At 69.5% G+C, this 25870-nt stretch carries 20 protein-coding genes; 10 read left to right on the forward strand and 10 right to left on the reverse strand.

Annotation, left to right across the window (positions count from 1 at the left end; genetic code table 11):
• Window positions 1-40: 40 nt before the first annotated feature.
• Window positions 41-469 (reverse strand): DoxX family protein, encoded by a 429-nt coding sequence (locus C0012_RS04975; protein ID WP_110589483.1) that lies wholly within the window; start codon window positions 467-469, stop codon window positions 41-43.
• Between the two features lie 348 nt (window positions 470-817).
• Here C0012_RS04975 and C0012_RS04980 point away from each other — a divergent pair, with 348 nt between their 5' ends.
• The 9 genes from C0012_RS04980 (at window position 818) to C0012_RS05020 (ending at window position 11572) form a co-directional block, all read left to right on the forward strand.
• Entirely contained in the window at window positions 818-1957 is a 1140-nt protein-coding gene (locus tag C0012_RS04980) for a Gfo/Idh/MocA family protein (protein ID WP_110589482.1), read from the forward strand.
• The gene (locus C0012_RS04985; RefSeq protein WP_110589481.1) at window positions 1950-2864 is read left to right on the forward strand and encodes a DUF6807 domain-containing protein; all 915 of its coding nucleotides are present in this window, start codon (window positions 1950-1952) and stop codon (window positions 2862-2864) included. Before C0012_RS04980 ends, C0012_RS04985 begins: the two co-directional genes overlap by 8 nt.
• Window positions 2865-3105: 241 nt before the next feature.
• On the forward strand, window positions 3106-4386 hold the full coding sequence (locus C0012_RS04990) for an ABC transporter substrate-binding protein (RefSeq protein ID WP_110589480.1): 1281 nt from the start codon (window positions 3106-3108) through the stop codon (window positions 4384-4386).
• Between the two features lie 169 nt (window positions 4387-4555).
• On the forward strand, window positions 4556-5854 hold the full coding sequence (locus C0012_RS04995) for an ABC transporter substrate-binding protein (RefSeq protein WP_110589479.1): 1299 nt from the start codon (window positions 4556-4558) through the stop codon (window positions 5852-5854).
• A gap of 56 nt (window positions 5855-5910) precedes the next feature.
• Window positions 5911-6891 (forward strand): carbohydrate ABC transporter permease, encoded by a 981-nt coding sequence (locus C0012_RS05000; protein ID WP_110589744.1) that lies wholly within the window; start codon window positions 5911-5913, stop codon window positions 6889-6891.
• Window positions 6888-7778: a carbohydrate ABC transporter permease gene (locus tag C0012_RS05005; protein WP_110589478.1), complete on the forward strand. Its 891-nt coding sequence runs from the start codon at window positions 6888-6890 to the stop codon at window positions 7776-7778. The genes C0012_RS05000 and C0012_RS05005 overlap by 4 nt, the downstream gene beginning before the upstream one ends.
• Window positions 7779-7780: 2 nt before the next feature.
• On the forward strand, window positions 7781-8452 hold the full coding sequence (locus C0012_RS05010; protein ID WP_110589477.1) for a hypothetical protein: 672 nt from the start codon (window positions 7781-7783) through the stop codon (window positions 8450-8452).
• Between the two features lie 124 nt (window positions 8453-8576).
• Window positions 8577-10607, forward strand: a complete 2031-nt coding sequence (locus C0012_RS05015) for a beta-galactosidase (RefSeq protein ID WP_110589476.1) — start codon at window positions 8577-8579, stop codon at window positions 10605-10607.
• On the forward strand, window positions 10604-11572 hold the full coding sequence (locus C0012_RS05020) for a serine hydrolase domain-containing protein (protein ID WP_110589475.1): 969 nt from the start codon (window positions 10604-10606) through the stop codon (window positions 11570-11572). The genes C0012_RS05015 and C0012_RS05020 overlap by 4 nt, the downstream gene beginning before the upstream one ends.
• Before the next feature lie 3 nt (window positions 11573-11575).
• Here C0012_RS05020 and C0012_RS05025 read toward each other — a convergent pair whose 3' ends face one another.
• Genes C0012_RS05025 through C0012_RS05040 form a run of 4 tightly spaced genes read right to left on the reverse strand, consistent with a single transcriptional unit; the run spans window position 11576 to window position 17718 of the window.
• Window positions 11576-14602, reverse strand: a complete 3027-nt coding sequence (locus tag C0012_RS05025; RefSeq protein WP_110589474.1) for an alpha-mannosidase — start codon at window positions 14600-14602, stop codon at window positions 11576-11578.
• A gap of 1 nt (window position 14603) precedes the next feature.
• On the reverse strand, window positions 14604-15503 hold the full coding sequence (locus tag C0012_RS05030; protein WP_110589473.1) for a carbohydrate ABC transporter permease: 900 nt from the start codon (window positions 15501-15503) through the stop codon (window positions 14604-14606).
• On the reverse strand, window positions 15497-16441 hold the full coding sequence (locus C0012_RS05035) for a carbohydrate ABC transporter permease (protein ID WP_110589472.1): 945 nt from the start codon (window positions 16439-16441) through the stop codon (window positions 15497-15499). Before C0012_RS05035 ends, C0012_RS05030 begins: the two co-directional genes overlap by 7 nt.
• Window positions 16442-16455: 14 nt before the next feature.
• Window positions 16456-17718, reverse strand: a complete 1263-nt coding sequence (locus C0012_RS05040; RefSeq protein WP_110589471.1) for an extracellular solute-binding protein — start codon at window positions 17716-17718, stop codon at window positions 16456-16458.
• Window positions 17719-17913: 195 nt separating this feature from the next.
• On the opposite strand from C0012_RS05040, the gene C0012_RS05045 reads away from it, so the two are divergent.
• Window positions 17914-20898, forward strand: a complete 2985-nt coding sequence (locus C0012_RS05045; protein WP_110589470.1) for a glycoside hydrolase family 2 TIM barrel-domain containing protein — start codon at window positions 17914-17916, stop codon at window positions 20896-20898.
• A 138-nt stretch (window positions 20899-21036) separates the two neighbouring features.
• Here C0012_RS05045 and C0012_RS05050 read toward each other — a convergent pair whose 3' ends face one another.
• Genes C0012_RS05050 through C0012_RS05070 form a run of 5 tightly spaced genes read right to left on the reverse strand, consistent with a single transcriptional unit; the run spans window position 21037 to window position 25861 of the window.
• Window positions 21037-21585, reverse strand: coding sequence for an HAD family hydrolase (locus C0012_RS05050; protein WP_110589469.1), 549 nt, complete (start codon window positions 21583-21585; stop codon window positions 21037-21039).
• Window positions 21582-22637, reverse strand: a complete 1056-nt coding sequence (locus C0012_RS05055; protein WP_110589468.1) for an ABC transporter ATP-binding protein — start codon at window positions 22635-22637, stop codon at window positions 21582-21584. Before C0012_RS05055 ends, C0012_RS05050 begins: the two co-directional genes overlap by 4 nt.
• Window positions 22634-23698 (reverse strand): ABC transporter ATP-binding protein, encoded by a 1065-nt coding sequence (locus C0012_RS05060; RefSeq protein ID WP_110589467.1) that lies wholly within the window; start codon window positions 23696-23698, stop codon window positions 22634-22636. Before C0012_RS05060 ends, C0012_RS05055 begins: the two co-directional genes overlap by 4 nt.
• Window positions 23699-23706: 8 nt before the next feature.
• A complete protein-coding gene (locus tag C0012_RS05065) occupies window positions 23707-24861 on the reverse strand; it encodes an ABC transporter permease (RefSeq protein WP_110589466.1) in 1155 nt (384 codons plus the stop codon).
• Between the two features lies 1 nt (window position 24862).
• Window positions 24863-25861 (reverse strand): ABC transporter permease, encoded by a 999-nt coding sequence (locus tag C0012_RS05070; protein WP_110589465.1) that lies wholly within the window; start codon window positions 25859-25861, stop codon window positions 24863-24865.
• Window positions 25862-25870 lie beyond the last annotated feature (9 nt).

A 25870-nucleotide genomic window follows, 5' to 3' on the forward strand; every position in this document is an offset into this window, starting at 1 on the left:
CACCGCGCGGAAGCGGGGCGACGACGCGGCGCCGCGCGCCCTATCGCCGGCGTCGCGCGGCGATCGCGCCGTCGACGCCGTAGGAGCCGCTGCCCGTGAACGCCAGGGCGAGACCCGCGGCGCCGAGGAGCGCGGCGAGCTCCCAGCCGCCCTCGGAGACGAACACGCCGAAGGGCGCGTGCACGAGGGCGATCGCGCCGATCATGTCGACCGCGAGCAGCACCCCGACGACGCGCTGGGCGAGTCCGAGCACGAGCATCGCGCCGCCGACGAGCTCGATCGCGATGACGACGACCGCCGCCACCTCGGGCAGGGGCACCCCCATGGATCCCAGCCATCCGGCGGTGCCGTCGAGGCCGTTCACGAGGATCTTCTGCAGCCCGTGAGCGATCGCGATCCCCCCGACGACGATGCGGAGGACGACGAGACCGATGTCGTTGAGGGCGCGGGAGGTCTTCTGCGACGGCATTCGGGGCCTTTCGGAGGGGTGTCTTCTTCGGATGCCGCCACCGGATCCCCGGCACGGCGACTTCGAGCGTACGAGAGCTCAGAGCCGCACAGGATCCGCTGAGGAAGCGCAGAGGATCCGCGCAGGCTCCGGCGTTCCGCGAGCCTCGTCATCACAACGCAGTCAATCTGACGACCTACGCCCGAGAACCCGGCTTCTCACACGCATCGGCGCGACATTGACTGCATTGTGTTGGCGGGCAGCGTGCTCACTCGCGCCGCCGCGATGACCCTGCGACACTGGCCGGATCAGCTGATGCCCCATACACTGTCGGCAAGCGCTTTCCCATATGTGAAGCAGAGGAGCCACATGCCCATTCGCGCCGCCGTCATCGGCACCGGTGCCATCTCCCGAGGCCAGCACCTCCCGAGCCTCGCCGCACTCGGCAACCTCGTCGAGGTCGTCGCCGTCGCCGACGTGAACGAGGAATCGGCCCGCAGCACGGCGGAGGAGTTCGGCATCCCCGCCGTCTACCCCGACATCCACGCGCTCCTCGCGGCCGAGAAGCCCGACCTCGTCACCCTCGCGACGCCGCCGATCGCGCACAAGGAGGCCGCGATCGCCGCCCTCGACGCGGGCGCCTGGGTGCTCTCTGAGAAGCCGCCGACCCTGTCGCTCGCCGAGTACGACGAGATCGCGGCGCACGAGGGCGAGAATGGGCCATACGCGTCGTACATCTTCCAGCACCGATTCGGATCCGCGGCCGTGCGCCTGCGCGAACTCATCGCGAACGGCGCGCTGGGGCGTCCTCTCGTCGCGCGCTGCGACACCCTCTGGTACCGGGATCCGGCCTACTTCGCCGTGCCGTGGCGCGGAAAGTGGGCAACGGAGGGCGGCGGCCCGACGATGGGCCACGGGATCCATCAGCTCGACATGCTCATGTCGCTGCTCGGCGAGTGGACCGACGTCTCGGCCGTCATGTCGACCCTCGCACGCGAGACCGACACCGAGGACGTGTCGATGGCGAGCGTGCGCTTCGCCTCGGGCGCGATGTGCTCGATCACGAACAGTCTGCTCTCACCGCGCGAGACGAGCCACGTGCGCATCGACTTCGAGCGTGCGACGGTCGAGGTCGAGCACCTGTACGGCTACGACAACTCGCACTGGACCTGGACGCCCGCACCCGGCGTCCCGGCCGATGAGGCGGCATCGTGGCTTCCCGACGACGACGTCTCGAGCGACTCCCACACCCCGCAGTTCGCGCAGCTCGTCGACAGCATGCACCGCGGCGAGCGACCGATCGCAAGCGGCGACGACGGGCGCCGCATCATGGAGCTCGCGGCCGGCATGTACAAGTCGGCGCTCAAGGGACGCTCCGTCGCGCGCGACGAGCTCTCGCCCGGCGATCCGTTCTATGCGTCGATGGCGGGCTCCGATCCCGAGGACGCGACCGCACGGATCCACGCAGGCACAATCCGATCCGCCCGCCCGGAGACCGCGCATGCCTGAGTTCGAGATCGCCGAGGATGCGACGGCCCTGGCCGTAACGGCGGGCGGCACCGAAATCGCGCGCTACGTGTTCGCGGACGACGCGCCGAGTTTCGAGGGGCCGAAGCCGTTCCTTCACCCGCTGCGCACGCTCACCGGCGCGCCCGTGACCGGATACCGCCCCTGGGATCATCGCTGGCACAAGGGCCTGCAGATGACCCTCACCGATGTGTCGGGCGAGAACTTCTGGGGCGGCAACACCTATGTGCACGGCGAGGGCTACATCCCCCTCGACAACGTCGGACGGATCCGCCACGACCGTTTCACGGGCGTCTCGGGCGGGTCGGCGGCGAGCGTCGACGAGGAGCTCACGTGGATCACGCAGGCGGGCGACGAGTGGCTCTCCGAGCGCCGCACCCACCTGTTTCACGGCCTCGACGCGGCGCGCGGCCTCTGGTCGCTCGACATCCGAACGACCCTCACCTCGATCGCCGATCGCGAGCTCGTGCTCGGCAGCCCGACGACGAACGGGCGCGAGAACGCCGGCTACTCGGGGCTCTTCCTGCGCCTCGTTCGCTCGTTCGCGGGCGGATCCGTCACGACGCCCGAGCACGCGGGCCTCGCGGGCGCCGAGGCGGACGCGGTGATGGGCACGGAGGCGCCCTGGCTCGCCTTCTCGGGCCAGCACGACGAGGTCGACGGCGGGGCGACGATCCTCGCGTTCGCCGGTTCGTCGTCGGGAGCACCCGCGATCCGCTGGTTCGTGCGTTCGGAGCCGTTCCCCGTGCTCGCGCCGTCTCCGACGTTCGCCGAGACGGTCACGCTCGCCCCGGGATCCACGCTTGAGCTCTCGCACCGCTTCGTCGTGATCGACCGGGTCTGCGCGCCGGACGAGATCGCGGAGCTCGCGTCCGAGCTCGCCCCCTGACGTCCCCGTCGATACACCTTCGATACACAACGACGCCAATTCTGTGCCGGCACCGGCCCAGTCCTGCGGAATCCTGCGGGTACTGGTCGACCCAGGCCCAGAATTGGCGTCGTTGTGCAGGTGGCCCCGGCGAGATCGGCACTTGTAAAACGTTTCGGAGTGCCTTACCGTATGTCGGGAAGCGCTTTCCCACAGCATGAGCGCTCACCCCCCGCAACGAAGCACGAGGAGTACGAACGCAATGAAGCCATCCCTCAGGCGCACCGCCTCGATCACCGCCGGAATCGGCGTCGCCTCGATCGCTCTCGCCGGCTGCTCCGCCGGCGGAGGCGGCGGCGAGTACGAGCCCGGCGACGAAGTAGAGCTCACCTTCACGTGGTGGGGCAACGACGACCGCGCCCAGCGGTACCAGGCGCTCATCGACGCCTTCAACGAGGAGTACCCGAACATCACCGTCAACGGGTCGTTCACCGACTTCCCCGCGTACTGGGAGAAGCGCCAGACCGAGGCCGCCGGTGGCGGCCTGCCCGATGTGTGGCAGTTCTCGGACACGTACCTGCGCCAGTACGCGCAGAACAACCTCCTCGCCGACCTCAGCCAGTACAGCGAGTACGTCACCACCGACGCGATCGATGAGGGGCTCCTCGGCACGGGCCAGCTCGACGGCGCGCAGTACTCGCTGCCGATCGGCTACAGCACCTGGTCGGTGTTCCTCAACGACGACATCCTCGCCGAGTACGGCATCGAACCGTACGAGGGCAGCACGAGCTACGAGGAGTACTCGGAGTGGATGGCCGGCGTCACCGAGGCGACGGGCGGCGAGGTCTACGGCGGCACCGACTACACGCAGCGCATCCAGAACTTCGAGATGGTGCTGCGCGCCGAGGGCGGCAATCTGTTCACGGAGGACGGTGAGCTCGGCTTCACGAAGGAGCAGCTCGCGGACTTCTGGGAGAGCGGAGCGGATGACCGAGACGGCGTCGTCGTCCCCCAGCAGGCACTCGAAGAGATCAACCCCGTGTCGGGCTTCGGCGCGAACCTGACGGCGAGCGAGGCGAGCTGGAGCAACTTCATCGCCTCGTACCTCGGCGACTCGGGCGCCGAGAGCATCTCGATCGTCGCGCCGCCGACGGGCGCCGAGGGATCCCAGGACCTGTACCGCCAGGCGGGACTGCAGATGGCCGTCTCCGAGTCGAGCGACCACCCCGAGGCGGCCGCGATCTTCCTCGACTACGTGATCAACAGCCCCGAGGCGGGCGAGATCTTCGGCACCTCGGTCGGATTCCCCGCATCCGAGACGAAGCTCGCGGGCGCGAGCCTGGAGGGGCCGGACCAGCAGGTCGCAGACTTCCTCGCCTCCGTCGAGGACCGCATCGGCGATGCGCCCCCCGCACCCGTCGAGGGCTACGGCTCGCTCGAGCAGACGTTCTGGGACCTCGGCAAGGAGCTCGGCCTCGGCACGACGAACGTGGACGACGCAGTCGAGCTGTTCTTCAGCGAAGCCGCCGTCATCCTCGACTGACGATGCCCGCCGACCCCGCGTCACGGTTCGACAACGACGCGGGGTCGGCGCCACTTCCCCCTTGTGAATCGTTTCGGAACGCGCGTACGATGCTCGGCAAGCGCTTTCCCTGGCGCCGCTCGGTCCACGACGGATCGGGCTCGGACGAAGACGTTCTGAGAGGACACCGATGTTCCGCAAGACCACATTCCTCGCCGCGGCGGCCGTGACGGTCGCTGGCGGCCTCGTGCTGACGAGCTGCTCGGGCGGCGCCGAAGGCGGCTCCGACGGGTACGATCCCGAAGAGGAAATCACCCTCAACTTCACGTTCTGGGGCAACGACGTCCGCGCCGACCTCTACGACGAGATGTTCGACCGCTTCACCGAGGAGCACCCGAACATCACCATCAACAGCTCCTTCCTCGACTTCCCGGCCTACTGGGAGAAGCGGCAGACCGAGGCCGCGGGCGGCGGCCTGCCCGATGTGATGCAGTTCGACTACTCGTACCTGCGCCAGTACGCCGAGAACGACCTTCTGCTCGACCTCGCCCCGCATCTCGGCGAGGAGATCAGCGACGAGTCGCTCTCGAACGAGATCCTCTCGATCGGAGAGGTCGCGGGGGGCACCTACGGCATCCCCACCTCGACGAACGCGTGGGGCCTGTTCAGCAACCCGAAGCTGCTCGACACCGTCGGTGTGGAGGACTTCGAGGGCGGCACCTACGACGAGTACAGCCAGTGGATCGTCGATGCCACCCAGACCGCCCGCGACAACGGGCATGAGGTGTGGGGCGCGAGCGACTGGACCGGCCGCATCCAGCTGTTCGAGCTGCAGCAGCGCGCGAAGGGCGAGGACCTCTTCACCGACGAGGGCGAGCCGAACTTCACGGAGGACGATCTGCGGGCGTTCTGGGAGCAGGGCTCCGAGATCCGCGAAGAGGGTTCCTTCCCGGCGAAGGAGGCCGAGGAGGTCTTCCCGCTCGGCGGCTTCGACACGGCGCAGGTGCTCAGCGAGGGCACGTGGGACAACTTCGGCGCCGGCTACCTCGGCAACCTCGGCGAGGACTACACCGAGCTCACGCTCCAGGCCCCGCCGATCCTCGAGGAGGGCGCGAAGGATCTGTACCTGAAGCCGTCAATGCTGCACTCTGTGGCCGCGACGACCGAGCACCCCGAGGCGTCGGCGATGCTCGTCGACTTCCTCATCAACTCCGAGGACTCGGGCGAGGTGTTCGGCACCAACCGCGGCCTGCCCGCCTCGTCCGTCGCCCTCGAGGCGGCCTCGCTCGACGAGCTGAGCACGCAGGTCAAGGACTACGAGGCGTCCATCCAGGACCGCCTCGGCGACGCCCCGCCCGTTCCGGTCGTCGGCTACGGCGCCATCGAAGAAGAGTTCCGCCAGATCGGCATCGAGCTCGGATTCGGCACCCTTACGGTCGACGAGGCGGTCGACCGCTTCTTCACCGAGATGAACGTCACTCTCAAGTAACGACACGACGGGTGGGCGAGGCCCGAACCTCGCCCACCCCCACCGATCGGGAGATCATGAGCACGACTGACACGAGAAGGGTCGTCACCGCCGATAACGGCAGGCGATCGAAGCGGGCGCGCCCAGTCGCCACGCCGGCACAAAAGAGGAAGCACCTGCGGGAGACCCTCGCCGGTTACACATTCCTGCTGCCCTGGCTGATCGGCTTCCTCGGGCTGACGCTCGGTCCGATGGCGTACTCGCTGTACCTGTCGTTCACGTCGTACGACCTCTTCAGCGCTCCTGAGTGGGTCGGCCTCGAGAACTACGTGCGACTGTTCACCGACGACCCGCAATTCGTGCAGTCGGCGATGATCACCCTCGTCTACGTGTTCATCGGCACCCCGATCAAGCTCGCCGCGGCGCTCGCGATCGCGCTGCTGCTGAACTACCGCGACCGGGGCGCGGCCTTCTTCCGCTCGGCGTTCTACGCCCCGAGCCTCATCGGCGTCTCCGTCTCGGTCGCGATCGTGTGGCGCGCGATGTTCAACACCGATGGCCCCGTCGACAACACGCTGTCCTTCTTCGGCATCGAGCTCGGCGGCTGGATCGGCATCCCCAGCCTCGTCGTCCCCATGATGATCCTCCTCGCCGTCTGGCAGTTCGGCGCGACGATGGTGATCTTCCTCGCCGGCCTCAAGCAGGTTCCCCAGGAGCTCTACGAGGCGGCTGAGATGGACGGCGCCGGCGCCCTGCGCCGCTTCAAGACCGTCACGATCCCGATGCTCTCGCCCGTGGTGTTCTTCAACCTGCTGCTCGAGCTCGTCGGCGCCTTCCAGGTCTTCGCCTCGGCGTACATCATCTCCAACGGCACGGGCGGCCCGGCCGGCATGACGAACTTCATCACCCTCTACCTCTACAAGCGCGGCTTCACCGACACGCAGATGGGCTACGCCTCCGCGATCGCGTGGATCGTCATGATCGTCGTCGCGATCGTCGCCGTCGTCCTGTTCCGCACCCAGAAGTCCTGGGTCCACTACTCGGGAGATGACCGATGACCTCCACCGCCATCGTCACAACGGGAACCACCCCGCCGCGGAAGAAGATGACGCGCCGCGGCTGGCAGACCGTGATCTGGTTTGTCGTTCTGCTGGCTATCACCGCGATCGTGATCTACCCGCTGATCTGGCTCTTCGCCTCGACGTTCAAGCCCAATGCCGAGTTCGGCCAGAACCAGGGACTTATCCCCTGGGAGCCGACTCTCGCCAACTACACCACCGTGTCCGAAGGCATCGGCGGCGTGCCGATGTGGCGCTTCTTCGCGAACTCCACGATCCTCGCCGTCTCGGCCGTCATCGGCACCGTGATGTCGTCCGCCCTCGCCGCATACGCGTTCGCGCGGATCAAGTTCAAGGGCCTCGGCATTCTGTTCGCCGCGATGATCGGCACGTTGCTGCTGCCCGTGCACGTCGTGATCATCCCGCAGTACATCTGGTTCAACAAGCTCGGCTTCGTCGATACCTTCGTGCCGCTGATCCTGCCGAAGTTCCTCGCGACCGAGGCGTTCTTCGTCTTCCTCATGGTGCAGTTCATCCGCAATCTGCCCCGCGATATGGATGAAGCCGCGCGGATCGACGGCGCCGGCCACGCCCGGATCTTCTGGTCGATCATCGTGCCGCTGATCAAGCCCGCCCTCATCACGAGCGCGATCTTCACGTTCATCTGGACGTGGAACGACTTCCTCCCGCCGCTGCTGTACCTCAACAGCCCCGAGAACTACCCGCTCCCGATCGCTCTGCGTCTCTACAACGACCAGACGTCGACGAGCGACTACGGGGCCACCGTGACCGCGTCGTTCGTCGCCCTGATCCCGGTGCTGCTGTTCTTCATCGTGTTCCAGCGCTTCCTGGTCAATGGCGTCGCGACGCAGGGCCTGAAGGGCTGACCGTGGGCAGGGCGGAACGCGCCGCGCGCCGCGCGGCGGCCTCGGGTTCCGGGCCGACGCGCGATGCGCCGGCGCGGAACCCCGGGGCGACGGGCGCGTTCGCCCTGTTCGGCGAAGCGCTCCTCGTGGGGATCCTCGTCACCGCGGCGGGCCTGCTCGTCGTGACGCTCCCCGCAGCTCTGGCCGCCGGGATCCGCCACCTGCGCCGCTTCGTGCGCGGCGACGGATCCCCGCTCGAGGCGTTCTGGCGCGATCTGCTGCGCGCGCTGCCGACCGGACTGATCGTCGGCGTCGCGGCCGCGGCGATCGCCGGGATCCTCGCGCTCGACATCGCGCTCGCGGGATCCGGCGCCCTGCCCGGCGGCGGCGCGATCGCCGCGGCGGGCTGGCTCGTCGCGGGCCTCGCCGGCGGCGCGCTGCTGCTCGCGTGCGCGTCGTGGGATCCGGACGCCGGCTGGTCGGGCGCGCTCCGCGCGATCCCCGGCGCCGTGTCGGCGGATCCGGCCGGCGCGATCTACCACGTCGTCGCGGCGGCCTTCGTCGGCCTCGCGGCGTGGATGCTGATCCCGCTCACGATCCCCGCGCTCGGCTGCGCCGCCCTCGCGGCGGTGGCCGTCCCGGCCCGCGCCCGATCGGGTCGCCAGAAAACGTCAGTAGACCGCCACCCGCACTAGCGATTCGTGGCGACCCAGTTCTGCGCGCACGGTGCTGCGCGCACGAAGGGTCGCCAAAAAAGTACAACGAGGGCCGGGGCGCACTAGCGATTTCTGGCGACCCAATCTCGATCGAGGAGACCCCATGCTGTATGGAGCCGACTACAACCCCGACCAGTGGCCCGAGGACGTCTGGCCCGAGGACGTCGCGCTCATGCGAGAGGCCGGCGTCACGACCGTGAGCCTCGGGATCTTCTCGTGGTCGCGCCTCCAGCCCTCCGCCGACACGTGGGACTTCGCCTGGCTCGACCGCATCATCGATCTGCTGCATTCCGGCGGGATCGGCGTGAACCTCGCCACCGCGACCGCCTCCGCGCCGCCGTGGATGACGACCGCGCACCCCGACATCCTCGCGGCGGATGAGAACGGATCCCCGTACTGGCACGGATCCCGACAGCACCACTCCCCTGCGTCGCCCACGTGGCGCCGGCTCGCCGTCGAGCTCGTGCGCCGCCTCGCCGAGCGCTACGGCGACCACCCGGGCGTCGTCATGTGGCACGTCGACAACGAGCTCGGCTGCCACCTGAACGAGGACTTCTCCGACGCCGCGCGCGACGCGTTCCGCGTCTGGCTCGAGAAGCGCTACGGATCGGTCGACGCCCTCAACGACGCCTGGGGCACCGCGTTCTGGTCGCAGCGATACGGATCCCTCGACGAGGTGTTCCCGCCGCGGAACGCCCCCTTCATCCGCAACCCCTCACAGGTGCTCGATTACAAGCGCTTCATGTCCGACACGTGGCTCGACGTCTTCCTCGACCAGAAGCGGATCATCCGCGAGGCGGGTGCGACACAGCCCATCTCGACGAACATGATGGGTGCGTTCCCGCCCGCCGACTACGCCTCGTGGGCGCCGCACATCGACGTCATCACCGACGATTGCTACCCCGATCCCCTGGATCCGCAGCGCCGGTTCACGACCGCGTTCCAGCGCGATCTCGTGCGCTCGCTCAAGCGCGGCACGCCGTGGATCCTCATGGAGCAGGCGACCGATGCCGTCAACTGGCGCCCGTCGAATCCGTCGAAGATGCCCGGTCAGCTCGCCGCTGAGACCGCCCAGTCGATCGGCCGCGGCGCCGACGGGATCATGTTCTTCCAGTGGCGGCAGTCGCGCGCGGGCGCCGAGAAGTTCCACTCGGCGATGGTGCCGCAGGCCGGAAGGCGCACCCGCACCTGGAAGGAGACCGTCGCTCTCGGCGAGCGGCTCTCGGCGCTGCCGGAGCTCCCGACGCCCGCGGACGATGCACCCGTCGCGCTCGTGTTCGACTGGGAGAACTGGTGGGCCGTCGAGGGCGAGGGCCACCCGACGCGACTCGACTACCTGCAGCTCGTGCGCGACTGGCACGCGGCGCTCGTACGTCGCGGCGTCATGGTCGACATCGTTCCGCCAGAGAAGGTCGACTCTCGCTACCGCCTCGCGATCGCGCCGTTCCTGTACCTGCTGCGCTCCGCCGGGGCCGCGGCGCTGACGTCGTTCGTCGACGCGGGCGGCGTGCTCGCCGCCGGGCCGTTCACCGACATCGTCGACGACAACGACCGCTTCCGCGACGGCGGATTCCTCACGCAGCTCGGGCCCACACTCGGCGTCGCGTTCGAGGACTTCCGCGCCCTCGTCCCGCCGGCGCGCGAGGTCGTCGCCGAGCGCGCGGGCGAGGAGGGATCCGCGTCCGCCGCACGCAACGACCCGCGCGCGCACGTCGCCTTCGACGGCCGGCTCCGCGGATCCGGCACCGTCGTCGCGGAGGCCGTCTGGGCCGACGACGCCGAGGCCGTCGCGACGTTCACGGCCGGGCCGTCCGAGGGGCGGCCCGCGATCACGCGCCGCGCGCACGGATCCGGAGCCGCCTGGTACCTCGCGACGATGCCCGCGCCCGACTCGCTCGACGGCGTTCTGGGGGCGCTGCTCGACGACGCCGGCGTCGCGGGCGAGGTCGGCGAGATCCCCGCGGATGTCGAGGTCGCCCGGCGCGGCGAACTGCTGACGATCATCAACCACGGCACGGAGCCCGCGACGGTGACGGCGCCGGGAGCCCTCCTCGAGTCGGGCGAGCCTTTCGGCACCCGCTCCCTGGATCCGCAGGGCTTCGTCTTCGCGCTCGCGCCGCGGGAGGGCGCGTGAGCGCCGCGTTCGATCTCGTCCGCGCGCACGTGGCGGAGGGCCGCCTACCCGCGGCCGTGCTCGGTGTCGCGACGGCAGACGGCGTCGTCGACCTCGACGCGTGGGGCGGGACGGACGGCCGCGCCGCCCGCACGGACGATCATTTCCGGCTCTTCTCGATCACGAAGCCGCTCGTCGGCCTCGCCGCCGCGCGGGCCGTCGAGCGCGGGCTCCTCACACCCCTCACGCGCCTGACCGAGGCCGTACCCGAGTTCGGCGCGGGGCGCGACGACGTCGCCGAGCTGCGCCACCTCGTCAGCCACACCTCCGGCATCATCGAGCCGCCTCTCGACGCTCCCGCGGGTCTCGCGGCGGCGCTGCGGACGCCCGGGCGCGACTTCGCGGCCGGATCCGCCTCCCGCTACTCCTCCGTGGCGTTCGAGGGCGTCGCCGAACTCATCCGGCACGCGACGGGCCGCTCCTGGGAAGACGAGGTCGCGGATCTCGCCCGCGCGGCGGGCGCCGACGGGCTGACGCTCGACGAGGCCGCGGATCCGCACCCCGTCGTCGACGCAGCCGAACAGGGCCTCGACATCGACCGCCTCGCGGCGCTCCGGCACCCCGGCGCGGGGCTGCTCGGCCGCGCCGAGGATCTGCTCCGGATCGGCTCGGCGCTCCTCCGCGACGGCGGCAACATCGTGCGCCCCGCGACGTTGCAGATGATGCGCCGACCGCTCACGGGCGACATCCCGCGCCTCGATCCGTACCCCGCCGAGCGCGGCCAGGACTGGGGCTTCGCCTGGAACCTGCGCACGCGCGCGCCCGGCCTCATCGACCGCGATGTGTACGGCCACGGCGGCTGGTCGGGGACGGAGTTCTGGATCCACCCGACGGCCGGGATCGCGTGGGTCCTGCTGACGAATCGGGCCGTACGGCCGGGCGTCGACCTCGACGCGATCGCCAACGCCATCGTGTCGGGGGCGTAGGGCTCACCCGCCCGTCGCGACGCGGAGCGTCAGCACCTCGAAGGGCCGCAGCGCGACGTCGGCCCCGCTCTCGTCGGCCCCGACGAGCGCCCCGGTGCCGTCGGCGAGCGGATCCTCGACGAGGTCGCACTCCCTCACCGACGCGGCGTCGAATCCCCAGACGAGTCGCGCCGAGGTGCGCGCGCCGCGATGCTCGTGCACGCGCACGATGACGTCGCCGGACCGGTCGGCCGCGAGCTTGACCGCCGAGACGATCGCCGAGGTGTCGCCGGTGGTGCGAACGAGGGCCTCGGGCACGGATCCGCCGACGAGCTCGCGCAGCGGCGCGCCCACCCGCATCCCCCACGCGGCTGCATCGACGGTCGTCGCCGCCGGCGCGATCACGGAGACGAACTCGTGCTCGCCCTGATCGGCGCCGGGATCCGGGAAGGTCGGCGCCCGCAGCAGCGATTGCCGGATCGTCGTGATCACGCGCCCGTCGACGCTCGCGCGACGCGCGTCGTGGCCGTACATGCCGTCATTGACGATGGCGGCGCCGAATCCGGGCTCGCCGACGTGCACCCAGCGATGCGCGCACGACTCGTCCTGCGCCGCATCCCACGGCGTGTTGTCGTGCAGCGCGCGCCGCACGTGGCCGAACTGCGTCTCGAACGCGGCGTCGTGCGCGTGCACGTCGAGCGGGAAGGCGATCTTCAGCAGCCGTCGCCGCTCGCGCCAGCAGACGGTCGTGCGGATCCGCACGGCACCGCCCGTGGGATCCAGCGATATCCGCTGGCTGATGCGGCTGTCGCCGTGGACGAGATCGACGACGACCGTGTCGCCCTCGCGTCGCGCGGCGCCCGTCAGGGTCGTCGTCGCGAGGCGGTACGAACGGTCGAGATCCCACGCGTCCCAGCGCGCAGGCGCATCGACGTGCACCTGTAGGATCCCGGCCGGGTGGCCGGGCGCGAGGAGGTCGCGTCCGGAGCGACGGTCGACGATGCTCGTGATCGCGCCGCCGGCCGCGATCCGCACGTCGAGGGTGTCGGAGGTGAGGCGGAAGCCGTCGGATCCAGCCGATACGTCGACGTCGGCGCCTGCCGTGGGGACGCCGCCGGCGAGCGCAGGCACGCCCGCGTGGGCGACGGGCGCGGGGTTCACGGTGATCCGCTGCTCGCCCTCGCCCGTGAGAGCCCGCAGCGCGTCGCGGATGATCCGCTCGAGCGCCTCGGCGACGCGCGCGTGCGCGCGCTCGGCCTCACGATGCACCCACGCGATCGCGCTGCCGGGGAGGATGTCGTGGAACTGCAGGAGCAGAACCTCGCGCCACAGCTCGTCGAGATCATCGTGCGGATACGCCGCGCCCGCGCGCAGCGCGGCCGCCGCGCACCACAGCTCGGCCTCGACGAGGAGGCTCTCGCAGCGCCGGTTTCCGCGCTTGGTGCGCGACTGCGAGCTGAGGGTGCCGCGGTGGAACTGCAGGTGCATTTCGCCCGACCAGACGGGAGCATCGCGGTACTCGGCTTCGGCGGCCACGAAGAAGTCGCGCGGCGTGCCGATCTCGACCCGCGGGGATCCCTCGAGGTCGGCCTGCAGCCGCGCCGCCTCGGTCATCTCGCGCGTCGGACCGCCGCCGCCGTCGCCGTATCCGTACGGCATGAGCGACATCGTCGCGCCGCCGTGGTCGGCGAATTCGCGCACGCTGCGGGCAAGCTCGACGGGGCGCATATCGCCCGAGTAGGTGTTGTTCGGCGGGAAGTGCGTGAAGATCTGCGTGCCGTCGATGCCCTCCCAGCGGAACGAGTGGTGGGGCATCTTCGTCGTGTCGTTCCAGCACATCTTCTGCGTGAAGAACCACCGGATCCCGGCGCGGCGGAGGATCTGCGGAAGCGCGCCCGGATAGCCGAACGAGTCGGGCAGCCACCCCACCTCGCTGCGCACGCCGAACTCGTCCTGGAAGAACCGCGTCCCGTACAGCAGCTGGCGGGCGAGCGACTCCCCCGACGGCATGTTCACGTCGGACTCGACCCACATCCCGCCGACGGGCACAAACCGTCCCTCGGCGACGCGCGCGCGGATCCGTTCGAACAGCTCGGGATCGGCCTCCTTCACCCACGCGAAGTGCTGCGCGGACGAGCTGACGAAGACGAGCTCCGGGTCATCATCCATGTGTGCGAGGACGTTCGCATAGGTGCGCGTGACCTTGCGCACCGTCTCACGGCTCGGCCAGAGCCACGCCGAGTCGATGTGCGCGTGCCCCGTCGCGGTGATCCGGTGCGCGGATCCCACGGCGGGCGAGGCGAGGACCGGCGCGAGGATCTCGCGAGCGGCCGCCGCCGCGGATCCGGGCGCGTCGGGATCGATCGCGTACAGCGCGCGTTCGAGGGCGTCGAGGATCTGCGCACGGCGCGGATCCGACTCGGCCAGCTCACCAGCGAGCCCGCGCAGAACCGTCGCCTCGCGCAGCAGCCGCTCGGTCTCGGCATCGATCGATCGCAGCTCAACCGCGCCGAGCCGGTAGAGCGGCCCGTCTCCGGCCGTCGCGGGGTCGCCGGCGGGCGTCGCCGCGAAGGCGAGCGGGCTTCCGAAGTCGTCGCCGCCCGAGAGATCGGGGTTCGACGCCGCCTCGACGAAGAACTCGAACGCCTCGCCGGGGGCTGCGACGATCGGCACGTGGTGGTTTCGGGGTTCGAGGCCCTTGACCGCGGTGCCGTCGGGCCGGCGCACGAGCCCCTCGCACTGGAAGCCCGGCTTCGCGCCGTTGAAGCCCAGATCGATCGACGCCTCGACGCGCGCCGCGCCCGCCCAGCTCTCCGGCACGGATCCGCGCACCCGCAGCCACGTCGTGCCCCACGGCGCGCCCCACGCATCGCCCGGCGCGGCGGGAGCGAACTCGGCGTCCCGCCGCATCCGGTCGAACGCGATGGGCTCGCCCGGTACCTCCCACGCCGCGATCTCGAGCGGAACGCGTTCGGCGACGACGCCCCGCGGCAGAAACTCCGCGAGGAATCGGTCGATACGGTCGAGCGCGAGACGCGGCGCGTGGTGCACGTCAGTCCTTCAATCCGGCGTTGATGTTCGACGAGGTGATGTACCGCTGGAAGACCAGGTACAGCGCGACGAGCGGGATCATCGAGAGAACCGACGCCGAGAGCAGGATGCTCCATTCGATGTTCTCGGCGCCGACGAGCGACCGCAGCGCGATCTGCAGGGTGTAGTTCTGCGGATCCCCCAGCACGATCAGCGGCAGGATGTAGTCGTTCCAGCGCCACTGGAACGACACGATCGCGAGGGTGAGCATGATGGGTCGGGCCAGCGGCATCATGATCCGGAAGAAGATCCCGTACTCGCTCGCGCCGTCGATGCGCGCCGCCTGCAGCAGCTCGTCGGGTACCGAGACGAAGAACTGCCGGAACATGAACACGCCCGTCGGCGTGACGATCGTCGGGATGATGACGCCGAGGAGCGAGTTGTAGAGCCCGAGATCACGGATCACGATGAACAGCGGGTTCAGGATCACCTCGCCCGGGAGCATCGTCATCGACAGGATGCACAGGCCGAGAACGTTGAGCCACGGATTGCGGTACTTCGCGAGGGCGTACCCCGTCGTCGCGCAGAGGAACACGGTCACGACGGTCGACACGGTCGCGACGATCGCGCTGTTGGCGAGGTAGCGGAAGAAGTCGAGCCGCTCGAACGCCTGCGAATATCCGTCGAGGGTCCACTCGCGCGGCAGGAACGACAGCGGGTAGCTGAACAGCTCGCTGCCCGGCTTGAACGACGACAGCAGGAACCACAGCAAGGGGAACGCCATGAGCACGGCGAGCACCCAGAGGAAGGTCGTCGGCATCACCGCGCGGCGCCAGCGCCCCGTGGCGCGTCGGCGCGGCCGCGATCCGCCTCCCGGCACCGTGACGGCGTATGTGCTCTTCGTCGGCGGGGCGATCACCATGCGTTGCTCCTTCGGCTCACCCAGAGCTGCATGATCGCGATGATCATCAGCACCACGAGCAGGACCATCGACGCCGCGCTGGCGTATCCGATCTCCGAGCTCTCGAATCCGGTCTCGTAGATGTACTGCACGATGAGGCGGTTGCGCGTGCCCGGCCCTCCATCGTTGAGCGCCTGGATCATCGCGAACTCCTTCATCTGCGACAGCGTCGACAGGAGGATCACGAGGACCGATGTCGGCGCGATGCTCGGAAGGGTGATGTGCCAGAAGCGCTGCCAGCCGTTCGCGCCGTCGAGCTCCGCGGCCTCGTAGTACGACTGCGGCACGTTGTTGAGGGCGGCGATAAACAGAAGCATGTTGAAGGCGGCGCCCGCCCATCCCGATGCGACGATCACGACGAGCAGGGACAGATCGGCGTTCGACGACCAGGGCAGGCCACCGCCCCCGACGAGGCCGATGAGGTAGTTGACGAAGCCGAAGCTCTCGCCGAACATCCACCGCCAGATGACGCCCGTGACGATCGGCGACACGAGCCACGGCAGGAAGAAGATGATGCGCGCCGCCGTCTTCCCCTTGGATCCCACCGCGTTCAGCGCCACCGCCATCGCGAGCGAGAGGCAGTACCCGAGCGGCACCGAGAACAGGGCGTAGACGAGGGTGCGGCCGAGAGCGCCGTAGAAGTCGGGATCCCGCAGCAGCGCGGAGTAGTTGTCGAGGCCGACGAACTCGGCGTCACCCCAGCCGCGGTAGTCGGTCAGCGAGTACGACAGGCCGAGCACGCCGGGCCAGAGGAAGAACAGCGCGAACAGCACCGCGGTGCCGACCGTGAACAGGAACGGAGCCGTGCGGTATCGACCGAAGGCACGTCGGCGTCGGCGCCGCCGCGGGGCGGGCGCCCCCGCGCGTGCGGGGGCGCCCTGTGCAAGGAGGGAAGTCATCTGGCGCCGGCCGATCAATCGCTCATCTGCGCCGTCGACGCCTCGTTCACGGCGGCGACGGCCTCGTCGAGGCTGGTCTCCCCGTTGAGGTAGCGCACCATCTCGTCTTCGAGCGGCTCGGAGTCGATCGCACGGCCGAGGTAGCCGTTGATGAGACCGTCGGTCGTCTGCACGGCCGAGATGGGCGGCGACGCCGCGATCTCGTCGTTGTAGAGCTCGAACGCCTCCGCGTCCGCCTCGTACTCGATCTCCATGCCCTCGACGGCGGGCAGGCAGCCCGACACCTCGCAGTAGTCGCGGTAGTGCTCTTCCGAGTACATCCACTCGATGAAGTCGCGGGTCTCTTCCTCGACGCCGCTGCCATCGAAGGCGACGATCCAGCTGGCAGCGCCGTAGTTGGTGGCGCGCACCGGCTGCTGCGGGAGGGGAACAGACGCCCACTCGAAGTCGGCGATGTTGTCCTGGAAGTCGGCGATCTGCCAGACACCCGACATGTACGCCGCGACGCGGCCGCTCTTGAAGGTCGCGCTCGGGTCGTCGCCGGCTCCCCACACGGCCGCGGGCATGAAGCCCGAGTCGTGCATGCCCTTGAAGTACTCGAACGCCTCGGCGCCCTCGTCGTCGAGCGCCCAGCTTCCGTCTGCCTGCTCGGTCACGCCCTGGCTGCCGAACTCGAACAGGAACGAGCGCAGGCGGTGCGCCGAGCGGTCCATGACGGCGCCGTACTCGGCGTCGGTGCTCTCCACGACCTCGTTCGCGCGGTCGACGAACTCATCCCAGGTCCATTCCTCGTCGATCGAGGTCGGGTAGGCGACGCCGGCCTCGTCCCAGAGCGAGGTGTTGAGGAACATGCCGACGGCGGTCAGGGTCGTCGGCAGCGCCTTGACCTTGTCGTCCGTCGGATCCGCGACGCTGAGCGTGTCGATGATGTTCGCACCCGCGAAGACGTCCGTCAGGTCGAGGAGGCGATCGGTCCAGGCCGGATCCGTCGACGGCGACGCGGCGAGCGCGGGAACGTCGTTCGCCTGCGCAGCCGTGCGCAGCCGCGTGCGCAGATCGGCGTTGGGCACCTCGACGACATCGACGCGCACGCCCGTCTCTTCGTAGTACTGCTCGGCGAGCATCGCGTATCCGCCGCCCTGATTCACATCGCCCGACTGGACGAACTCGAGGACGACCTCGCCATCGCCGGCATCGCCCGAGCAGCCGGCGAGGAGCAGGCCTCCCACCGCGGCACCGGCGACGGCCGCCGTGCGGAATGTGCGTGAACGGTTCATGATTGGCATCCGATCTCGCGTTCCCCATCGAACGCGCTGACTGTATGGGGGATGGGACTCAGGACTCCCATGTCGCTTTGTCAGGACATCCTGTCGTCGATACCGTAGCCGCGTCGACTCGATTCGGCAAGCGCTTACCCGCTCCCCGGCTCCCGGTAGGATCGCCCTCGTGCCTCGCTGACGAGAAGGAGCCCCATGCAGATCGCCCGCACGTCCCCCGGTGAGGGAAGCCTGCCGCCTCGCGCACGGCTCCACTCCGATGCCCCCGCTCAGTCGCTCGACGGCACCTGGCGCTTCCGCGTGCACCCCGCGCTGCGCGCCGCGCCGACGGGAGCCTGGGACGACACCGACGTCTCGAGCTGGGACACCATCGAAGTACCGGGGCACTGGAACCTCCAGGGGCACGGATCCCCCGCGTACTCGAACGTGCAGATGCCGTTCCCCCTCGATCCGCCGCACCCGCCGGACGACAACCCGATCGGCGACCACGTCCTCGACCTCGACGCGGATCCGGCGCTTCTCGCCTACCCCCGGCAGATCCTCCGATTCGACGGGGTCGAGTCGGCCGCGGAGGTGCGCCTCAACGGCGTCGACCTCGGCTCGACGCGCGGCAGCCGACTCACGCACGAGTTCGACGTCACGGACATTCTCCGGCCCGGCGCCAACCGCCTCGCCGTGCGCGTCGCGCAGTTCAGCGACGCCACGTACCTCGAAGACCAGGACATGTGGTGGCTGCCGGGGATCTTCCGCAGCGTCACGCTCCTCGCGCGGCCCGCGGGCGGGATCCGCGATGCCTTCGTCCACGCCGACCTCGATCCAGCGACCGGGCGCGGATCCCTCCGGATCGACGTCGAGGCCGACGCGCCCGCGCGGATCCGGATCGCCGAGCTCGGAATCGATGAGGAGGCAGGCGACACGATCGACGCCGGCGCCGTCGAGCCGTGGTCGGCGGAAGCCCCGCGGCTCTACGACGCGGAGCTGTCCACGGCGTCCGAGACCGTCCGGCTGCGGATCGGATTCCGCCGCGTCGAGGTGCGGGAGACGCAGATCCTCGTGAACGGCGCCCCGATCATGCTGCGCGGCGTGAACCGCCACGAGCACCACCCCGAGCGCGGGCGCGTGTTCGACGCCGCTTTCGTGCGCGACGAGCTGCTGCTCATGAAGCGCCACGGCATCAACGCCGTCCGCACCTCGCACTACCCGCCCCACCCCGACGTGCTCGATCTTTTCGACGAGCTCGGGTTCTGGGTGATCGACGAGTGCGACCTCGAGACGCACGCCTTCGAGTTCATCGGCTGGCGCGGCAACCCCAGCGCCGATCCCCGCTGGCGCGAGGCCTATCTCGACCGCATGCGCCGCACGGTGCACCGCGACAAGAACCACCCATCGGTAATCATGTGGTCGCTCGGCAACGAGTCGCACACGGGGCGCAACCTCGACCAGATGGCCCTGTGGACGAAACAGTTCGACCCCGACCGCCTGCTGCACTACGAGGGCGACTGGTCGTGCCGCCACACCGACGTGTACTCGCGCATGTACGCGGGTCACGACGAGGTGCGCCGCATCGGCGAGGAGGGCCTCGCGGGGCCCGCGTTCGACGCCGACGCCGCGCACGCCCGCCGCGCACGGCTGCCCTTCCTGCAGTGCGAGTTCGTCCACGCGATGGGCACGGGCCCCGGCGGCATGCGCGAGTACTGGGACCTTTTCGAGCGCTACCCCCGCCTCGCGGGCGGCTTCGTCTGGGAGTGGGTCGAGCACGGGATCCGCGGCGACGACGGGCGGATCCGCTACGGCGGTGACTTCGGCGAGCGCGTGCACGACGGCAACTTCGTGATCGACGGGCTCGTCTCGGCCGACCGCGAGCCGCGGCCCGGCCTCACCCACTACGCCGCCGTGATCGCCCCCGTGCGGCTCTCGGTCGACGCCGGCCGCGCCTCCGCGACGGTCGAGAACCGATACGACCACGTCGATCTCTCCCACCTCGAGCTCGCGTGGGAGCGCGTCGTCGACGGCGACGTCGTCGCCGAGGGACGGATCCCGATGCCCGCGTGCGGGCCGCGCTCAGCCGCGAGCCTCGAGCTGCCCGCGGAGTGCCGCGGCGCGCACGAATCGACGACGGCGGACGTGCTGACGCTCGCGGCCGTCACGCGCGAGGCGAGCCCGTGGGCCGCCGCAGGCCACGCCGTCGGCCACGGTCAGGACGTGCGGGTGGCAGCGCAGCTTGCAGACGACGGAAGGTACGCAGGGATCGCCGACGGTAAGACGTCGGCGGGCGCGGATCCGTCGGACGACGCGGAACCGTCGACGCCCGCGGATCCGTCGACGGGCGCTCCGAGCGTTACGACGGCCGAGCCGGCGGGCGCGACCGCGCGCTCCGCCGCGTTCGACACGGTCTCGGGAGCGCTCACGTCGCTCGGCGGCCTCGCGGTCGCCGGCCCCTCCGTCGGGGTGTGGCGCGCGCCGACCGACAACGATCACGGACAGCTGCACGGCGAGGTCGACCCGACGCCGATGGCGGATCGCTGGCGCGCGGCCGGCATGGACCGCATGGTGACGCGGCTCGTGTCGTTCGACGACGGTGACGTCGTCCGCGTGCGCACCCGCACCGGCGCGCCGATCCTCGACTGCGCCGTCGACGCGCACCTGAGCTGGACACCCGTGTCGGATACATCGGTGCGCCTCGATGTCGAGATCGACCCGGCCGGAGAGTGGCCGGTCGACTGGGCGCGACTCGGCCTCGACCTCGTGCTGGATGCGGCGCCGACCGCGCTGCGGTTCGCGGGCCTCGGCCCCGTGTCGGCATACCCCGACATGGTCGACGCGGCGCGCTTCGGCTGGTGGCACATCGCCTCCGACGAGCTCGTCGTCGACAATGTGCGTCCGCAGGAGAGCGGGGCCCGGCAGGGCGTCGTCGACGCGACGATCGGCACGGACGCCGGCGCGCTGCGCGTGCGCGCTCTCGCGGATCCGTTCGCCCTCACGGTCTCGCCGTATGCGCGCGAGGAGATCGCCCGCGCCGAGCACAACTGGGATCTGCGCGCCGACGGCCGCACCCACGTGTCGATCGACCTGGCGCAGTCGGGCGTCGGCACGGCGAGCTGCGGCCCGGGCGTGCTCCCCCGCCACCGCCTCGCCCCGCGCTCCTTCCGCACCTCGCTCCTGCTCGAGCGGGTGGCCTAAGGCATGGGTCGCCAGAAAACGCCAGTCGCGGGGTGCCCGCACTGACACTTTCTGGCGACCCAATGCGAGGAGCCGGGTGGGTCGCCAAGAAGTGCCAGTCGCGGCGGGGTAGGACTGGCGTTTTCTGGCGACCCCTACCTACGCCGCCTGGAAGCGCTCGAGGCGGTCGAGCAGTGGCAGCAGCTGGTCGGGCGACGCGATCGTGTAGTCGGGGCGCTCCTCGGCACCGTCGGGCTCGGCCTTGTAGCGCGGGGATCCCGCGAGGTGCACCGAGATCATGCCCATCGCGCGGGCGCCGCGCACATCCTTCGCGAGGTTGTTGCCGACCATCACGATGCGCGGCGCGTCGCTCTCTGTCAGTTCGAGGGATCCCAGAGCCGCGCGGAACATCCGCGGGCTGGGCTTCTCGGCCTTCACGCACTCCGAGTACGTGACCGACTCGAACGCGTCGTAGAGACCGTGCAGCGTGAGCAGGTTCTTGAACGACTGCGCCATGCCGTCGGCGACCAGCGCCACGCGGTAGCCGCGCTCCACGAGCCCCTCGACCATGGCGTCGGCGCCCGGAAGCAGTTCGCCGGCGATCACGACGCCGTCATCGTCGCGGATCTCGGTGCCCTCGTCGATGATCGTGTCTCCGCAGTCGAGGAAGACGATATAGCTGGTCGCGGGGGCGGTCACGGCGGTCATGCGGGTTCTCCTGTGGGGTCGTGATCGATGCCGCGGAGCGTGAGCTCATCGGCACGGTGGCAGGCGACGACTCGGCCGTCGCGGGTCTCGGCGAGCGGGGGCGCCTCGGAGCGGCAGAGGTCGGTCGCGTAGTGGCAGCGCGGGCTGAAGTGGCACCCCGACGGGCGATCGGTTGGGCTCGGCACCTCGCCCAGCGGGATGATGCGTTCGCGCTTCGCGTCGGGATCCGGCACGGGAACCGACGACAGCAGAACCTCCGTGTACGGATGCCGCGGCCGCGCGAAGAGATCGTCGGTTTCGGCGATCTCGACGATCCGGCCGAGATACATCACAGCGACGCGGTCGGAGATGTGCTCGACGATCGACAGATCGTGGGCGATGAAGAGGAACGCGATATCGCGCTCGTCCTGCAGATCCTTCAGCAGATTGATGATCTGCGCCTGGATCGACACGTCGAGCGCCGAGACGGCCTCGTCGGCGACGATGATCTTCGGTTCGGTGATGAGCGCCCGCGCGATTCCGATGCGCTGGCGCTGCCCGCCAGAGAACGAATGCGGGTAGCGGCGCAGGTGACTCGGATCCAAGCCCACGCGCTCCGCGATCTCCCGCACGCGCCGTTGGAGATCCCGCGTCGACACTCGCGTCGTCGCCTTCAGCGGCTCGGCGATGATGTCGAAGACGGTCATGCGCGGATCCAGTGACGAGAACGGATCCTGGAAGATCATCTGCAGCTCGCGCCGCACGCGCTTCAGCTCGCGACGCCCCAGATCGAGGAAGTCGATCTCGTCCGCCGCCTCGTCGCCGCGGTACCAGGCCGATCCGGCCGTCGCCTCGATGCCGCGCACAAGCACGCGGCCGAGCGTCGACTTCCCGCTTCCCGACTCTCCGACGACGCTGAACGTCTCGCCGCGATTCAGCGTGAACGACACATCGTCGACGGCGACGACCTTCCCCGTCTTCCCGGCGTCGAACTCCTTCACGATCCCGTCGACGCGCAGCACGGCACGGTCGGTCGACGTCGTCGCGGGATCCGCGATCATTTCGGCGCTCATGCGTTCGCCTCCTTCTCGCTGTCATCGGCCGGCGCGTCGGGCCCGTGGCGCTCGCACCGCACCGTGTGCTCGTCGCCGACGCGCACCTCCTCCGGATCCCGCGCATCGCAGAGCCCGGGGATCCGCACGGGGCACCGATCGAAGAAGCCGCACATGGGTGGCAGGTCGATCGCCTGGGGCACAGTGCCCTCGATCGATGCGAGCCGCGCCGTCCGGCCGCGTCCGAGCTTCGGGATCGCGTCGAGCAGGCCGCGCGTGTAGGGGTGGCGGGGCCTGCGGAAGATCTCGCGCACGGGCGCGTGCTCGACGATGCGGCCGAGGTACATCACGGCGACGTCGTCGCACATCTCAGCGACGATGCCGAGGTCGTGCGTGATGAAGAGGATCGCCATCCCGAGCTCGCGCTGCAGGCCGCGCATAAGGTCGAGAACTTGCGCCTGGATCGTGACATCGAGCGCCGTCGTCGGCTCGTCGGCGATGAGCACCTCGGGGTCGCACGACAGCGCCATCGCGATCATCGCGCGCTGCCGCATGCCGCCCGAGAACTCGTGCGGATACTGGTCGATGCGCCGCTCAGCGTCGGCGATCCCGACCTTGTTCAGCATCTCGAGGCAGATCGCCCGCGCTTCGCTCCTGTCATCGGTGCGATGCAGGAGGATCATCTCCATGATCTGGTTGCCGATCGTGTAGAGCGGCGAGAACGCCGTCATCGGCTCCTGGAAGATCATCGCGATGCGCCGGCCGCGCACGCTGCGGATCACGGGTCCGTCGCGGCGCAGCTCCATGATGTCGAGCGGCTCGTCGCCGGAGAGCAGCACCTCGCCCGTCTCGCGAAAGCTCGGCGGGTTGAGGCGTAGAAGCATCCTGCTCGTGAGCGACTTCCCGGATCCGGATTCGCCCACGAGGCCGAGGGTCCGCCCCGCACGCAGCGTGAAGCTCACGCCGTCGACGGCGCGCAGAGTTCCGTTCTCGGTCGGCAGCTCGGAGCGCAGCTCGCTCGCGCGCAGCACGGCGGTTCCGGCGGCGAGCGGAGAGCGCACGGTATCGGTGATCGTCGTCATGGGGATCCTCACTTGTGCGGATCGGCGGCGTCGCGAAGGCCGTCGCCGAGGAAGTTGAAGGCGAGCACGGTCACGATGACCGCGGCGAGGGGGAAGAGCTTCCACGGATAGAACGCGATGTTCGCGACCTGCTGGGCCTCCTGCAGCAGCACGCCCCAGCTCGTCGCGGGCGCCTGCATGCCGAGGCCGAGGAAGCTCAGCGCGGTCTCGCCGAGAATCATGGCGGGGACGGCGAGAGTTGTCGCGACGACGAGATAGCTCATGAATCCGGGCACGAGGTGCGTCGCGATGATCCGCATCGTCGAGACGCCCGCGACGCGGGCCGCCATCACGTAGTCCTCGTTCTTCAGCGAGACGAACTGCGAGCGCACGACCCGGGCGAGCGAGGTCCACTCGATGAAGGCCATGATGATCGTGATGAGCAGGAACATCTGCACGACCGAGACGCCGGACGGGATCGCGGCCGACAGCGCCATCCACAGCGGCAGGGTCGGGAACGACCGGAGGATCTCGATGATCCGCTGGATCACGAAGTCGATGCGCCCGCCGAAGTAGCCCGAGATCGACCCGATCACGAGGCCGAGGACGAAGCTGATCGCGACACCCACGAGGGGCACCGACAGCGACACCTGGCTGCCGAGGAGGATCCGGCTGAAGAGGTCGCGCCCCATTCCGTCGGTTCCGAGGAGGAACACGCGGCCGTCTCCGGCGGCGCCGAATAGGTGGACGTTCGTCTCGAACAGGCCGAGGAAGCTCCACGTGCGTCCCTCGGCGAACAGCTGGATCGGGTGGACCACGCTCTCGTCCGGCACGACGATCTGCCGCAGCGTCTCGGGGTCGCGGTCGGTCGTCATGCCGTGGACATAGGGCCCGACGAATCGCCCGTCGTGGAAGAGGTGGATCGCGGTCGGCGGCGCGTTCACGTACGCGCTGTCGTACGACTCGAGGCCGTAGGGCGCGAGGAACGGGGCGAACAGGGCGCCGAGGTAGAAGAGCCCGAGGATGACGAGGCTGATCTGCGCGAGGCGGTGCGAGCGCAGTTTCTTCGCCATGAGCTTCCACTGCGACGCCGCGTAATAGGCATCGTCGCGGCTCGCGCTCGGGGCCGTGTCGCGCGAGAACCGCCGCGGACGGATGAGGCCCGTGTTCAGAGACTTCAGCATCTCAGGCCGCCTTTCGTGCGTCGCGGATGCGCGGATCCAGCCACGCGAGGAGGATGTCGGAGATGAGCGTGCCGATGACCGTGAGGACGGCCATGAACAGCAGCCAGGTGCCGGCGAGGTAGGTGTCCTGCGCGAGAAGGGCGTCCTGCATGATGGGCCCCTGCGTCGGCAGGTTGAGCACGATCGACGTGATCGTGGATCCCGTGAAGATCGTCGTGAGCGACCACCCGAGCGTCGAGACGATCGGGTTCAGGGCGGCGCGCATCGGGTACTTGCGCAGGATCCGCCTCTCCTTCAGCCCCTTGGCCCGCGCCGTCATGACGTTCGGCCGGTTCATCTCGTCGAGCATCTGGCCGCGCATGACGCGGATGAGCTCGCACGTCGAGGCCGTCCCGATGACGACGACGGGGATCACGAGGTGGCGCGCCGCGTCGAGGATCATTCCCCACGACGGATCCGCGCCGCGATACTCGGGCGACTGCAGCCCGAGCATGGGATCCCCGAACCAGGTGAACGACGCGTACATGAGGATGATCGCGAGCAGGAAGTTCGGCGTCGCCATGCCGATGAAGCCGATCGTCGTGAAGACGTAGTCGCCGAGCGAGTACTGCTTGACGGCGCTGTACACGCCGATCGGAATCGCGACGAGGTAGGTGAACAGCATCGACGCGATCGACACGACGAGCGTCATCGGCATGTACTGCTCGACGACATCCGCGACGGGGCGATTGAACGCGAACGAGTAGCCGAAGTCGCCGCGCGAGAGGATCCCCCACAGCCACGAGAGGTACTGCAGGTGCATCGGCTGGTCGAGGCCGAATCGGGCGCGCAGCGCGTCACGATCGCCGGCGCTGAGCGACTCGCCCTCCTCCGCGAGCTTCTGCGCGTAGTTCGAGACGTAATCGCCCGGAGGCAGCTGGATGATCCAGAACACGATGAGCGAGATGATCAGCACGACGGGGATCATCGTCAGCGCGCGACGGAAGATGTAGCGGAGCACGGGAACCTC

This window comes from Microbacterium suaedae (genome assembly GCF_003254645.1).
In the GTDB taxonomy this organism is placed as follows: domain Bacteria; phylum Actinomycetota; class Actinomycetes; order Actinomycetales; family Microbacteriaceae; genus Microbacterium; species Microbacterium suaedae.